The sequence below is a fragment of the Paenibacillus sp. SRL342 genome, assembly GCF_984798905.1.
Genome location: NZ_OZ481790.1, coordinates 3,643,666 through 3,658,742, shown reverse-complemented (window position 1 = coordinate 3,658,742; position 15,077 = coordinate 3,643,666). Strand labels below are relative to the sequence as shown.

Genomic DNA, 15,077 nt, shown 5'->3' with positions numbered 1-15,077 from the left:
TTTCAATAGGCATCCATGTTATACAAAAGCTTAGATCAGTATACTGAACATATAGGATTAATACACAGGAGGAATGACGATGCACTATCAAGCTATTCAATTAAATGAGGAATTTTCGAAATTAAACGATCTTTGGTCTCCGAAACTCATTGGTGAAATGAATGACTATCAATTTAAGATCGTTAAGATTGCTGGAGATTTTGAGTGGCATGTTCATGAGGAGACTGACAAGTTATTTTTTGTGCTCGAGGGGGAAATGATAATTGATTTTCGTGATGGGCAAGTGAAGATTTCCAAGGGCGAGATGTATATTGTGCCTAAAGGAGTCGAGATCAAGCCTTCCGCCGAAAAGGAATGTCATATCATGTTGATGGAGCCTAAAGCGAAGTAAACATTGGCGGGGCTAAGTCCGAATAAGCGTCAGTTATTGGAACCAGGATGTCAATTTGCAATATCAGAGTCAGAGAGCCGATAACCGCCTAATAGGGTTATCGGCTCTACGTCTGTACAGCTAGCTCTTTTACTACATCAATCAGCAATCTCTCGGTTATGTCACTTGTTGCTGCTCTTCCTGATCAATTCCACACCATCGTATGCCAGACTTTCCACACTTGCTGCCTTCTGCAGTATGTAATGATCAAAAAAGTTCTTTGCATAGTCTGTAACAAGATTTCGCATCTCCATAGCATCCCGTTCACCTCTGAGTTCCTCATTAACACTGGTAAACACGATGTCACAGTAATCCAAATGTGCAACACGATCAACTGAGTAATAATAGGTTTCCATGCTATTGTTAGCGCCAATAATCGCATTCATATTATAGTTAGGTTCACAAAACAGTAGCAAAAAGGGTTTCTTAAGATCGCTGTCAAGAAGTCCAAACGCACCGCTATCCAAGCCAATCCCGCAGGCGAACCGATCGTCATCTCGGCAAACCATCGCCGTCGTAGGCCCTCCATAAGAATGTCCGACTATACCCATGCCGATGTCAAGCAGCAATCTGCCCTCAAAGATGGAATTCAGCTCTCCAGAGTCCAGTTTGTAAAGATAATCGGCTACATACCTCACATCTTCTGCCTGTAATTCACTATACTCTGTTAACTTGGAAAGTATCGGTAGTGCAAGCACGTTACGGCACATCTCAATGGCAGTTTCATCGTCAGGCCGCATCTCCATCTTACCAGCCAACGCCAGCATCTCCGGATCTTCACCAAAGGCTGTAATGACATCCGAAAAACCCTTGGATACGTTAAACAGTCGCCCATCTTTACGTTTATACATCGTGCTATTCTGATGGCCGATGCTTACCACAACATACCCCATGCTTGCCAAGTCTGTACAGAGCACTGTCCCCCATTCTGGAGATCCGCCTCCACCGCACACATAGAATAACACTGGATAGCGCTTTTCCTTTCCGGAGAGAGCAAGGTCGTCGTAACACTGGGTCTTGATATCTATAGAGAAAACATCCTTCAACGCAGTGACAAGTGGCTGCTCAGTAAACATCTCGTAGACTTCGGGAAACATGTACGTTGATGTAGTCTTACCTTCGCTACTGTCGGACGGATAGTACACAAAAGCGGTCAGTTCTCTTTTGGAGTCATCTGATGCCGTGTACTCAAAATCTATCTGGGTTCGACCGACAGTATAGCCGCCAATTGGTTCTGGAAATACGTCATAGGTTTTCATTTTCTTTCCCCCTTGAGATCGCTAACCATTTCAGAATATTTATGATCTTCAAGCAGCCCATGGCCCATAAATTCAGCAAAGTATTTGCTGATCTTATGTTGCAGATTAGAGTCCTTAATGTCGAATTCTCTAAAAAACAAGATTAAATTAAGCTGCATTGACTCAAACATAAAAGAAATCAGGTCGTCGTCAACATCCGGTCGGAGATATCCATCAACCCTCATTCGGCGTAAAATGTCCTTGATCATGGGGAATGACTCGCCCTTCAACACATTCACATATACTTTCAGCAAAATGTCCTCAGGAATATATGAAAATGTTTTAGTCAGTTTGATTTCCAACTCATTCAGTGGCTCGGTCACCATGCCATTAACGTTACCAAATAAGCCAGTAAGGAAATAGCTGTAAAGGGAATCTTCATTACTGTTACTGAAGTATGCAGCTCTTTTCTGGGTCACATTACGTATTAAGTGACAATAAAGGTCATCTTTGTCTTCAAAATACCGATAAAATGTTCCGGGGTGCATGGACAAACTATCCAAAACCATCTTCATAGTTATATCCTCGTAAAGATTATCAACAAAAAGATGCATAGCGCTATTCGATATTTCCTCGCGCCTTGCTTCGTCTAAACGAAAGAAAGTATTTTTTGGCATAGACTACTCCTTAATGTATAGTGTGAACTGATTCACACTATACCGATAATTCATTCACAAGTCAAGCTATCTTGTTAGTTTAATATCATTATAAAAATTTAAAACCACTGTATTCAGATTTACAAAAAGATAGCCTAACTATTTTTGGTTTTGAAAAGATTCGGGAAGAAATATGCAAGAGCCGCTGATCACTCTGATCAGCGGCTCTTTGAGATGTTTGTATTAAAATCAGTTGGTGAGGGATGAAATTCATGAATATCGGATCAGATATCTATTCAACGAGAAAGGACTTCAAGTACTTTACCACTTCCATCTTCAATAATACGTATACTGTTGTCATCGATGAGTTGAATGGTACTATCTGAATTCAAAATTTCCTGCTGGTCCGTTACCCCGTGAGCAATGGATTTGCGAATCAGACCTTTATTTTTGAATACCAAGGTGTACAGATCGTAGTCTTCCGTTTTACGATTAGTGTGTTCAATGATGACAATAAGTAGATTTTGGGGGCTCCTCTTGAAATTTATCTTAAGATCATGAGTATTCACATTCATGTCCTTGATCCCTAAGGGTATCAAACTCTTTTGTCCAGTAGAAGCATTCGTAATCTCAAGGTCTCCTTTTGCAGTGCGAATGACATAGGTGTAACCCATGTCGCTACCATAAAAAGTATCGGTATAATTGCTCAGCCCAGTCACAGTTATCTTATTCGTCTTCGTATCTCGATGAGTCACTTCCCCGTCCAAAGCAGATGCAAGAAATCTAATGGGCACATAAAGGTGACTAATATACGACACAGGTTCTGTGCCCATATCTACTTTTTGACCATCTACCTCGGCAATGCTGCTTCCCAAGTGCACAACAATATGCTTCTGACTGTTCTTCAGTACGGCTGTATTATCATCTTCCATCCCCCACACTAGGCCTGCCTTAATACCCAGTGAGAAAAAACTTCCATAAGTGACTCCATCCTTGATTAACGTCTGAACATGGTTAATACGACCGTCTGCCCACTGAATTTCCAAATCAACATATTTGGATGCTGCTTCAGATTTTTGCGCCCCCAATGGTAATAACACCGACATCACTAATGCAACGACAACTACTTTTTTCAAGTGCTTCATTCTCACAGCGATTCACCCACTTCATGTAATTTTTAATCTTACAATAGTAACGTTATGTTCCAATAAAAGTTTGATCAGCTTTAGACAGGAATTTGGTTCTTTTATAACAAAAAAAGCCGCTAAAATAGCGACTTTCATTGGTACTATGCTCTTGGCCCATGAAACGATCTTGAGGCACGAATGGTCACTAAGCCGAAATTTCCATTACAAGCCTAGATCATCAGCAAGTCCTTCAACGCCTGTGAAGATGGAATCTCCGTATCCCCAGAAGTTGTTGAAATCAATAATGTAGATTTTTTTATTTTTAACTGCGTTAATGTTTTGTACCTGCTTGTTGGCAAGCAGCTTTTCAATCGTCTGCTCAGGATCAATACCACCTGCATATCTCGAAATAATCATCACATCCGGATTAATCTCGATTAACTTCTCCAGACTGAGTGTGCCGGTTTCATTAATCAGCATATTATGCATATTGATTAATGACATTGCACTTTCAATAAACGTATCACCATTTCCGTTGTAAATGCCAATGGTTCCATCACCATTATCCGAAAATGATGCATAATTGATCGTCTCAGCGCTAGCTCGGGCCGACAAGGCATTCTCGCGTGCTTTAAGCGTCTCAATATATCCCGCTGCATTGGCTTGTACGTTGAATATCTCACCTAATTCAGTAATATCCTGATACAGACTATCTAACGATGCATCAGGAACACTGGTGCTTTGTACATATGTTTTGATCCCCATATCATTCAAGCTGCTTACTGTACCAACACCCCAGTCCGCATCCTCAAACAATCCACCACGACCAACAACCAGTTCAGGCGTAGCCCCTATTGTCACTTCCTTGCCTACATAGCCTTCAGCTAGCACAGGAATTTGTTTAAACTCGTCCGCAATATCTTCAGGTACACTACCAAACAACGCAGCTACACCTACAAGTTTGTCTGTCAAACCAAGGCGAATCATCAGCTCGGCTGCACCTTGGGTATTGGCAACTACTCGTTCAGGTGCCTTGTCAAACGTTTGATCCTTCTTCACCCATGTGCTGTTCTTTGTTGTATAGTTTAAAACGGTTACCGGGTAAGTTGTTTCGGCAGGTGCTGAAGCGTCAGCGTCGGTTTGTTTCCCATTTGTTGTTGCATTCGTGGCGCTGCTCTCCGCAGCTTGCTGTGAACTGCCATTTGCATCTTCGCTGCCACCATTGTTGCCTGAACACGCTGCGAGCACCAGAATCATTGCAGTAATCAAACAAAGAAACATCCCTTTTTTAACGGATACCAACATGTAAATAATCTCTCCCTTTTGAATTCTCTCTTGTCATTTAAACCCATATGTAAAATAACTATTGTCAGTATACAGTAAATGTCGAATCTCGTAAATGATAATTATAATCATTCTCAATTGATATGGAAATGGATATTTTCCTTGCCTTCTTTGCTTTTACTTTCGCCAAGAATAACAAAAAAGCCGATCAATTAAGGTTCAATTGATCGGCTATTCTATATAAAAGTTCAAACTACCTATTCAACTAAATGCCCTGTTATCTTACCAACCGCGGTTGGACATGCGCTCTTCTGGAGCCAATTTGGAAATTTCGATCCCTTTCATCGGGGCGCCCAAGTTTTTGGATACTTCAGCAATCAGTTTGTAATCGGTGTAATGTGTTGTAGCTTCAACGATTGCACGAGCGAATTTCTCAGGGCTATCGGATTTGAAAATACCTGATCCTACAAACACACCGTCTGCTCCCAGGTGCATCATTAATGCTGCGTCCGCCGGAGTAGCTACACCGCCTGCTGCAAAGTTAACGACAGGAAGTTTTCCATTTTCATGAACTTCGCGAAGCAACTCATAAGCTACACCCAGATTTTTGGCTTCAGCGTACAGCTCGTCCTTGGACATGTTTTGCACTTTACGGAGCTGGCTGTTAATCAGACGCATATGACGAACTGCCTCAACAATGTTGCCCGTTCCAGGCTCACCTTTTGTACGAATCATCGATGCACCCTCACCAATCCGGCGAAGAGCTTCTCCCAAATCTTTGGCTCCACATACAAATGGTACAGTAAACTCATGTTTATCGATATGGAACACTTCGTCTGCAGGAGTAAGAACTTCACTTTCATCGAGATAGTCCACACCTAGGGATTCAAGCACTTTGGCTTCTATGTAATGACCGATACGTGCCTTAGCCATAACTGGAATAGAAACAACCTTCATAACCTCTTCAACGATGGTTGGATCTGCCATACGAGCTACACCGCCAGCTGCGCGAATATCGGAAGGTACCCGTTCAAGAGCCATAACAGCTGTTGCCCCTGCCGCCTCAGCGATTTTAGCTTGCTCTGCATTCATAACGTCCATGATGACGCCACCTTTTTGCATTTCAGCCATTCCTCTTTTTACACGATCTGTACCTGTTTGCATGATTGTATTCCTCCTAAGTAACTTTTGGGTGGTTTTCAATAAAGGCATCGCTCTAATCTATGATTTAGTATAGAATGAGAATGGTCATATAAAAAGATCCAATAATTTTGATTTTTATTGTACCACTTTAATGATAACTCTGGAGGTCCTATGCAATTTCATGTAGCTTACAGTTCATATTTGAACCGAAAATATACCAAGATGAAGGCTCTCTATCATGCCATTCGTGATGCAATTCATGAAGGTAATCTTATACATGGCGAGAAATTACCCTCTACAAGAGAGTTAGCTGCGACGTATCACATTTCCAGAGGAACCGTGAATCAGGTCTATGATACGTTGACTGCGCAAGGTTACATTCATTCAGAGCATGGAAGAGGAACCTTTGTTGCTTACCAGTTGGATTTGAACAATAATGCGTCCACCGAGAAAGCTTGTACGCATCACTTATCCGCCTGGGGGAATCGTATTCAGCAGTTTGAACAGCCGTCGATTCAAAGAAATACACCAGCCAATGCTCATACACATGATTCCAGAATGAATAGCGACGAAGTGATCGACTTTAGCAAATATCAACCTGATTTCTCCAAGTTTCCTTACGATGAATGGAATAATCGATTGTATGCAGAGATAAGGCAGCGTGAGCATCACCTGAAAACAACCTCTGCCATGGTTAGTTCAACCGGGGATCCAAAATTGAGAGAAGCCATTGCTGCCTATCTTCGGAGGATGCGGGGCATTCAAGTCGATCCGGATCATATTGCAGTAACTGCAGGCTCCATGCAAGCTATAGCTTTACTCACTCAATTACTTGCAGATCCTGGGGATTATGTCGTGACAGAGAGTCCTTGTTATGTCGGGATTTCTAAAGCCATATTGGCTGCGGGTGCAAAGTTGATTGAAGCTAACCTCGATGGTCAGGGCGTTGTACCCCAAGACTGGGAAGCACGTATGTTGTTTGTCACGCCGTCACGACAATTTCCTACTGGTGAAATGCTCAGCCTGGAACGCAGACAAACCCTGCTGGACTGGGCACAGCGAAATGATGCCATGATTGTTGAGGATGATTATGATAGTGAATTCCGATATCGCGGAATGCATGTTGAACCACTGAAAACACTTGATAAAGCAGGACGCGTAATCTACCTGGGCAGCTTCACAAAAACCTTGCCTTTAGAAGTACGACTTGGTTATGTGGTTCTTCCCCCAACCTTGGCTGATACTTTTAGAAAGGCACAGGCATTATACGAGCCAAGACCTGTCAATCTGATCGAACAACGGGCATTAGCTGCATTCATGACAAGTGGTCAATATGAGCGTCACCTGCGCAGAATGAATCGATTATACAGTCGCAAATTCCATCTGTTACTCAAACTTTTGAACAAGCAACTCTCTACATGGTTTGATTGGGTGGAGAATGAAGCGGGTCTCCACGTGTTTGGCTGGTGGCGAGGTAATGTGTCCACTTATGAGGCCTTTCGGGAATCAGCTCGGTCACAAGGTGTGGTATACTCAGAAGTCAGCAGTTCAACGGCTGTTGGTATGAAGTATGGTATCTATTTATCTTTTGCACATTTGTCAGATGAACAATTACAGGAAGGCGTATCCAGATTAAAAAATGCCGTTACAACTGCATTGTGAGGTAAATCGTCTCCAAAATGTAGTACAAGAAGATCATCATTCGGAAGAGGGGCGATCGTTATGAATTGGTTAAATGAACTTTATAAAATAAATAAGCAAGAACCGGACAAGGAAATCGAACGTTCTTTGGTGAACGCCATCTTCCGAATTTATGACCGGTTCCCCCGAATCGGCCTTAGAGAACGAATCGGACAACAAGAAATGTCCCTCGATATCGCCGATGCTTATATCCATGGGCATAACGCCATGATTGAAGCTGGTGTCGGAATCGGTAAGTCTTTTGCGTACCTGATCCCAAGTCTGCTCACGAATCAAATGTCTCAGAAACCAGTCATTATAGCTACATCCTCCATTCAGCTCTCGGAACAGATACATAAAGATTTAAGGATCATTGGTAGTCGGTTGGGATTCTCAACGGTTCGATCCGTGGTGGGGAAAGGCATGGGTCAGTACGCCTGTCGAAGTAGAGCAGCGGAATGGATCAATCTTGATGATGCAAACTCCTCCGTATCTACCCTCGCACAGCGCATATTAGATTATGAAATTGATGAAAGAGCCGATATTAAAGCTGGAGTTAGTGATGCCGAATGGTCCCACGTTTCCGTGAATGATTGCAAATTTGAACGTTGTCATCATAAAACTGCATGTTTGTTTTACGATATGAGAGCGAAATTAAATGCAAAGGCTCACGAGATTGATTTTATTATCGTGAACCAGGACTTGCTCATACGGGATTTGATGAAGAAAAAAGAAGGAACCAAGAGCATCATCTCAGAACAGCCTGCTCTGATCGTCATTGATGAAGCGCATAATCTGGAAGCAAAAGTTCGGGATGCCAGAACACTTGAGTTCACTTATCGTGGAATTTGCCGCATTCTGGATACCACGGTGCAGCTTCTAACGAAGCAGTCCGGGGATAAAAGTCTCTTCTCACAATCCAATTTTATAAAAAAATGTGCCCAGCGTATATTCCAACAGGTAAATGCGGATCTGCTCCACCATGCCAAGCAGGATAACGACCGAATCAAAGTGTCGGAAATCAAAGGAATACCGTTAAACCAAGTCTTAAACGATTTAAAAGATCTCAGCCTACGCCTTTCCATTTTGACCTCTCGCCACGAACGGGAAATAGATGACGCTTTTGAAGCCATCAACGGGCTTATTACCCTCATTCGTGTCTTATCTGAAATGGAGGACAACTATCTTTTATGGGCAAGCAGTCCCCTTGGAGTACCCACAATCAGCATCTGTCCCAAAGATATAAGCCAATTTCTGAAATACGCTTTATTTAATGGCAAGGTACCTGTAATCCTAACATCAGCAACGCTGTGCCAAGGCGGGGATACGCTGGAGGAACAATATTCTTATATGACGCACTCCCTTGGTTATAAGGGAGATTTCCTAGAGCGCCAACCCTCCCCTTTTGACTACACTAACCACGCCATGATGTATATTTCGAACAAAGTTCCCTATTACCACCATGAGCAGCGCGAAAACTATCTTGAAGCAGCTTATAAGGAATTGGTTCAACTCTGTAATCTAACTCAAGGAAGAACAATCGTCCTGTTTTCAGCAAAAGAAGACATGAAGTACATTCACAAAAAGTTGATCTCAAGGGCTAATGAATACACATGGGCAGTCCATGTTCAGAAAGAGGGTTCATCACAGGACAGTGTCATCGCCGAATTCAGGAAAAGCAAAGGTGTACTGCTGGGTACCGGTGTATTCTGGGAAGGTGTGAATATCGAGGGGTCTGACCTGTCGCAGGTCATTATTTTCCGGCTGCCCTTCCCTGTTCCATCGGATCCTGTTTATGAATATAAGTCATCTGTAACGGAGAATCCGTTTATGGAGGTGTTTGTACCGGACATGCTTCTTCGGTTGCGGCAAGGAACGGGACGCTTGATTCGTAGTGAAACCGACCTTGGCATACTCAGCATACTTGACTCCCGTCTCAGCGAAGCGGCTAAAAAAAGTTACCGGGAACAGGTGCTGGACACGTTGCCGTTCAAAAAAGTGACGGAGGATTTTGCGGTTTTGGAGAAATTTGTGCAAAATAAAAGGATACAACGTACGGATTAGAAGTGGTACACCCAAACGCTATAAGACTGTTCCAATTACATGAAGCAGCCCTTCCACCTATCAAGCGGAAGGGCCAATTTCGATGCTGGTAGTAAGATTTATGCTACAATATATTCCAGATCTACGAACCCCAAAGGAGGTATTACCATGGTTGAAAGACCAAATACAGATGAATATGCAGCTTATTATGACGGGTATATCCGGCTTGTTCCTGAAGGAAACATCATTGAAATGTTGGAGCAGCAGGCCCACATCGTACAAAATTTGCTTTCTTCATTAACAGAAGAGCAAGCAAATTATCGTTACGCCGAAGGCAAATGGAGTGTGAAAGAGGTCATCGGACACCTTTTGGATAATGAACGCATCATGAGCAGCCGATTGCTTCGCATCGCCAGAGGTGACCAAGCGAATCATCCCGGCTACGATCAGGACGTGCTTATGCAGACCCACCCTTTCGATTCGTATAACCTGGCCGATTTGAGCGAAGAATATGCCGTCACACGTCGCTCAACCATTCTTATGCTTCGTCGCCTCACCCCGGAAGCATGGCTCTGTAGAGGGATCGTGAGTGATAATCCTGCTTCAGCTCGATCGATTGCATTTGTTATGGCAGGACATGAGCTCCACCATTGTTCAGTACTTCGCGATCGTTATTCGTTGGATTTGAAATTATAAAATTCATTCAAAAAGACTTTGAACCTGCATTCGCTGTAGGAACAAAGTCTTTTCTCATCAGTCGTTTTATCGTTCAAATTATCGTTCAAAATGAATCAGATGTGCGTCCTCTCGCAAAGATAACGTGGAATACTCATGTAGAATCGGAATGTCCCCATTGAATTCAATGGGTAGGACCACATAGCTGGATTGAAAGTAATCCGACCCGTTCCAGCGATCTGCAAAATACAGGTACTCCTCAGCGGATCGTTTCAGCACAAACGCTGGTTGCGTTTGAAACGTCGTTTCATCGCCAAAATCGCTTAGCATCCCCCACGAACCATCCATCGTATCAGCCATCGCGTATTTCCCTTGATTTGGAGCCCAACCCGTGCAAAATGAGGTCACCATATAATACTTCCCGTTCCGTTTGAAGACGGCTGGCGCCTCCCGATATTCCCCCTGCCACAGCTTTCCGACAAGACTTTCGACATTAAGGTAATCCTCCTGCAGACGATAAATGTGCAGGTCCGCATTGTCTCTGGCAGCCGAAATAAAATAAGCCGTCCCGTCATCGTCCTGAAAGAGCGTGCAGTCACGCGACATATACCCGTAGGGATTAAAGCTGCCATGGTACACGAAATGACTATCCGGAGAATCAGAGGTGGCTATGGCGCACGCGGCATCATTGTAATTGTCCCCATTCTCATAGTGGACCCAGAGTACGAACTTTTTTGTCACCGCGTTAAAAAGCACTTTAGGACGTTCGAGATTTACCTTTCCACCTTTAGCGTTCATTAATGCCAGATTCGTCCGAACTCGAATGTGTGTAGCTGGCATAGAGGTCGTCAGGATATGATTCCGAAACTCCCAGTTGAATAGATCCTTGGAACGGTAACAACTCACATAAATATCGTCTCTCCGATCTTCGCCATACCAGTAATAATAGCCGTCATGGAATAACATATGTCCACCATGAGCATGGATTGGATTACCGCTTGAATCATTCCAGATGCCACCATTGGTTAATTGATTATTCACACCGTTACCTCTCTTCTTTTAGGAACATCGTTAATTGGTCTCCGATCCAAATACCTTCACTTCCCAAAGTCTTGGCGTGTACCAATTGTTAGGGTTGTTATGAAGTGCCGCATTTTGCATATTAATTCGTACATATCTGGCAGCAGTGCTTGATAAAGTATCTGATGTGAACCCGTAAGATGTATTATTGGTTCGATCCAAAGCCACGGTCCAGTTTACATTATCCGTACTGGTCTCGATTTTGTATTTATAAAAACCTTCGGAGCCTTTTTGCATCCACCAGGAGATTTGCACATTATTCAATTGTTGAACAGAGCCGAGGTCGACTTTCCACCAATGTGGCCAGGAACTGCCTGTGCCGACCCATTCGGTTTGGTAGTTACCATCATTAGCATAATTTTCCGGGTTCGTTCCAGTAGCCGTTTGGGCTGTTGCCGGTTTACCTTGTGACAGCAGTTTTCCATTCTGAACGGGAACGACAACATCATCACTTGTGTTGTACAGGACTTGATCAAAATAATCATAAAATGCGTAACCATCGGAGAACCAAACGGGAAGCAGTCGTTCCTCCGTTGTTCCATTTTGCGTGCCTGCCCAGCCAAACATCCAGCGATATGCAACCATAACCACGTTGTTACCCGTATCTGGCTTCACCCGCATGACGGAACCCGACTGCGCCGAGAAGGTTGACGTGTTACCAATCGTCCGTAATTCAGACCAATCTCCGTCTATGCTTGTTGCTGAAGAATACAAGGGTATGCTCGGATACCAGCCTGCCGCTTGGGAAGAGAACAAATAATAAATGCCATCTTTTTTGATCATCTTGGGCAGTTCCCTGTGTTGACTTTGATAAATAACAGAAACTTGATGATCCACATCCAGCCAATCAGAAGTCAATTTATACAAAATCGTGTCCGAATTATTATTGGCCGTAGAGATCAGATACGCCGAATCATCATCATCTTTGAAAATGGAGATATCCCGGGATTGGTTCCCTTCCGGCCGAAAGCTTTTGTGAAATGTAAAGTCTTCTCCAGGCGTGGCTGAAGCCACCGATACTCTGGCAAGCGTGTAGTCTGTACTGTTTTCATAGTGAGCCCAAAAAACAAACTTGTTCGTTGGCGCATGGTAGAGGATATTGATCCCCTCAAATTTTGAATTCGCCAGATCTGGATGATCCGTGTAGGACAGGACCACTTTGTCGTTACCGTATGTGATGTCATCCGTTGATGTCTGTTGAATCATTTCGCCAAAACCGCCTGATGACTTTTGCACGAAATTAAATCTGTAGTAGGTGCCTCCAACTTTAAGTTCATTCGGGAGCATAAGCGTTGATTGCGTTGTGTTATCAAAAGTCGTGAGGTTCTCTGGAAGGCTGTATGGGATATATTCTGTTGAGACAGCGGAGGTAATTAAGGAAGTTCCGGCATATGCCTTTACTTGATATTTGTAGGTGCTACCTATATTGAGGTCATAATCATCCGTCGTTATACCGGTTAGGGTCTGTAATAACGTATACGGCGAATTGTTCTCGGATCTGTACAACTCGTATGCTGTAGCTCCCGTTACAGGTGCCCAATGGATTTTGGCGTTGGATACTTCGGATTCGTTCTTCAATACAAACAGTGTTGCAGCGATCTTGGTCTCTTCACCAGCAGCGTGAATGGTTTGAGCTGAGGACGTTAAATGAACTGTTAACAACATCAATGCAATGACGATAGCCATCCACGATTTACCTTTGTTCATGTCTCATCATCTCCTTTTTTAGAAGACCAACCTTCCTGTTGCCGGAAGGCTGGTTCAGGTGAAACTAGACTTTATTTCAAATTCATCAGTGTCATTACATCCGTCTCACTGGCTTGGTTGTACCATTCGTTAACTTCTTCGATCACGGTGTCTCCGCCTTTTTCATGCCACTGTTTCACAAAGGTATCAAATGCTTCAAGCGGCTCATTACCATATATGATTTTGGTAAACGTCTCTTGTTCCATGGTGGTCAACTGTTCCCACACATTTTGCATCGTTGGCGTTGGTGGGCCGTTAAACTCATTTGGCAGTAAAACATCTCTGTTTTCATACGAAATCCGGTATCCGTCCTGCGTTGTTTGATCCTTCGAGGCGCTCTGAATGAGGACACCCGTGTCGGCTTTAACTCCATTCGCCAGATCGTAGTAGGATTGGCCGGGACCATCAACACTCGGTGTATTTTTGGTAAATGCCATTTTTCCAACGCCTTGCACGGCTTCTAATGGCTTATTGAATTTCGTTGGATCAAAAGTGACTTCATCGTTAACGATATCGTAATCGTATCCTTGAGCGTAGCCGTATTTGAACTCTCCCGTGCTGAACGCTGCGTCGTACATTTTATCGTAGTACAGGAAGAAAGCTTCCATGTTCTGAAAGTCCTTGTTAAACATGAACACACCGTCGTTCAACTGGGCGGATTGGTAGGTCTTATCACCGTTCACGCCTTGAATGGTCGGATAAGCACTAATTTTTGCACCATCCACATTTTTCTCTACGTCCTTCACACTGTCGTACAGCCAAGGACGACCAATGATGATACCAGCTTTCCCCTCCGTAAAATCAGACAGTGCATCCCAGGCCCCTTGGGTGGCCAGTTCTTTGTTCAAGTACCCTTTTGCATACCAATCACGTAACTTGGCCAGTGCCTCTTTGTTGCCAGGAGCCACAGATCCATAGGTGAGTTTGCCGTTGTCGTTATGCCATTGTCTTGGAAGGTGCTTGCCCGTGTATGCGCTGAAAATCATGACCGGGTCGCTAACCCAGCCCGTATTGTAGGAATCTTTACCTGAAAAAGTAAAGCCGTATGTGTCTTTCTTCCCGTTCCCATCCGGGTCCTCATTGGTGAACGCCGCGATGACTTGCTCAAACTCTTCAATCGTTGTTGGCGCTTCCAAATCCAATCTGTCCAACCAATCCTGGCGGATCAACATGACTTCGCCTTCCGTCAGATTCGGTGCGATCGCCATCCCGTAGACCTTGCCCTCCCTAACCACTGGATTGAAGGTTGTTGGGTATTGTTTGTATATGTCTTTAATCCGGTCAGGCATGTAAGTTGAGATGTCTTCTGTAATCTCCTTGACCTGTCCCGAATCGATCAGATCATTGACCAGCATGGTGTCATAGACAGGCAGAACGTCTGGTAGTTTCTCTGAACCCGTCAGTGCCAGCCGCAGCTTGGTATTATATTGTGAAGCGTCACCTCCCAGCAGGGTGGTTTGTATTTTGATACCCAGATTTTGTTCGCCCCAGCGGGTCAATACATTGTCATTCAACGTCTCACCGTTGATGTACTTTCCAGCATTTTCATCCTGTTGTTTGGCGATGGTGATCGTAAACGGTGGATCATATTTTCCGTCCTTAAGCACCGATGCCGGTGCGGTCTCGGAAGCACTCTCCCCTTTGCTACAACCAGCCACAAGAATAGCCGACAGCATAACCATACTTACCATTTTCCATAAATTAGTTCTTTTCTTCATGGAAAGATGCCCCCTTCACTCATACTCAATTTGTTTTCTATATAAGTTCAACTAATTGCATATTACACTGGCACTCCGATGACAGAACAACCTTCCGATCGCTGTTATTCCCAGAATTTTTGATTCACTTTTACAAAGGTGAAATTCTGGTAATAGCGTATGCTTCCGATGCAGCTTTCTTTCAGAAAGCTTTTAGGCGAACGCTCCGCTTCTTCAGGTCTCTTCTGTCCTCTCCGTTATCGTGTAAATTTTAGTTG

General features: G+C 43.7%; 11 protein-coding genes and 1 pseudogene. 4 read left to right on the top strand and 8 right to left on the bottom strand.

Annotated elements, in window-relative coordinates; genetic code table 11:
• The first annotated feature begins 79 nt into the window (after positions 1–79).
• A pseudogene (locus AC4E8D_RS16070) lies at positions 80–417 on the top strand (cupin domain-containing protein).
• A 135-nt stretch (positions 418–552) separates the two neighbouring features.
• On the opposite strand, the gene AC4E8D_RS16065 reads toward AC4E8D_RS16070, so the two are convergent.
• From AC4E8D_RS16065 to pdxS, 5 genes are all read right to left on the bottom strand, one after another.
• On the bottom strand, positions 553–1,689 hold the full coding sequence (locus AC4E8D_RS16065; RefSeq protein WP_490204927.1) for an alpha/beta hydrolase: 1,137 nt from the start codon (positions 1,687–1,689) through the stop codon (positions 553–555).
• The gene (locus tag AC4E8D_RS16060; RefSeq protein ID WP_340904678.1) at positions 1,686–2,345 is read right to left on the bottom strand and encodes a TetR/AcrR family transcriptional regulator; all 660 of its coding nucleotides are present in this window, start codon (positions 2,343–2,345) and stop codon (positions 1,686–1,688) included. Before AC4E8D_RS16060 ends, AC4E8D_RS16065 begins: the two co-directional genes overlap by 4 nt.
• A gap of 275 nt (positions 2,346–2,620) precedes the next feature.
• Complete coding sequence (locus AC4E8D_RS16055; RefSeq protein WP_253508591.1) at positions 2,621–3,469, bottom strand: stalk domain-containing protein; 849 nt, start codon at positions 3,467–3,469, stop codon at positions 2,621–2,623.
• Positions 3,470–3,673: 204 nt separating this feature from the next.
• Positions 3,674–4,756 (bottom strand): ABC transporter substrate-binding protein, encoded by a 1,083-nt coding sequence (locus tag AC4E8D_RS16050; RefSeq protein ID WP_449004785.1) that lies wholly within the window; start codon positions 4,754–4,756, stop codon positions 3,674–3,676.
• Positions 4,757–5,017: 261 nt separating this feature from the next.
• The gene (gene pdxS, locus AC4E8D_RS16045) at positions 5,018–5,899 is read right to left on the bottom strand and encodes a pyridoxal 5'-phosphate synthase lyase subunit PdxS (RefSeq protein WP_036671277.1); all 882 of its coding nucleotides are present in this window, start codon (positions 5,897–5,899) and stop codon (positions 5,018–5,020) included.
• Positions 5,900–6,049: 150 nt separating this feature from the next.
• On the opposite strand from pdxS, the gene pdxR reads away from it, so the two are divergent.
• The 3 genes from pdxR to AC4E8D_RS16030 all read left to right on the top strand — a co-directional run bounded on the left by pdxR (position 6,050) and on the right by AC4E8D_RS16030 (position 10,297).
• Positions 6,050–7,540 carry a MocR-like pyridoxine biosynthesis transcription factor PdxR gene (pdxR, locus tag AC4E8D_RS16040; RefSeq protein WP_449004784.1) on the top strand — a complete coding sequence of 497 codons (1,491 nt, stop codon included), beginning with the start codon at positions 6,050–6,052 and terminating at the stop codon, positions 7,538–7,540.
• Between the two features lie 60 nt (positions 7,541–7,600).
• Positions 7,601–9,622 carry an ATP-dependent DNA helicase gene (locus AC4E8D_RS16035; RefSeq protein ID WP_221821189.1) on the top strand — a complete coding sequence of 674 codons (2,022 nt, stop codon included), beginning with the start codon at positions 7,601–7,603 and terminating at the stop codon, positions 9,620–9,622.
• Between the two features lie 147 nt (positions 9,623–9,769).
• Complete coding sequence (locus tag AC4E8D_RS16030; protein WP_221821188.1) at positions 9,770–10,297, top strand: DinB family protein; 528 nt, start codon at positions 9,770–9,772, stop codon at positions 10,295–10,297.
• A 78-nt stretch (positions 10,298–10,375) separates the two neighbouring features.
• On the opposite strand, the gene AC4E8D_RS16025 is transcribed toward AC4E8D_RS16030, so the two are convergent.
• From AC4E8D_RS16025 to AC4E8D_RS16015, 3 genes are all read right to left on the bottom strand, one after another.
• A complete protein-coding gene (locus AC4E8D_RS16025) occupies positions 10,376–11,317 on the bottom strand; it encodes a family 43 glycosylhydrolase (protein ID WP_221821187.1) in 942 nt (313 codons plus the stop codon).
• A gap of 30 nt (positions 11,318–11,347) precedes the next feature.
• Positions 11,348–13,063, bottom strand: a complete 1,716-nt coding sequence (locus tag AC4E8D_RS16020) for a discoidin domain-containing protein (protein ID WP_221821186.1) — start codon at positions 13,061–13,063, stop codon at positions 11,348–11,350.
• A 71-nt stretch (positions 13,064–13,134) separates the two neighbouring features.
• Entirely contained in the window at positions 13,135–14,820 is a 1,686-nt protein-coding gene (locus AC4E8D_RS16015; protein WP_221821185.1) for a type 2 periplasmic-binding domain-containing protein, read from the bottom strand.
• Between the last annotated feature and the right edge of the window lie 257 nt (positions 14,821–15,077).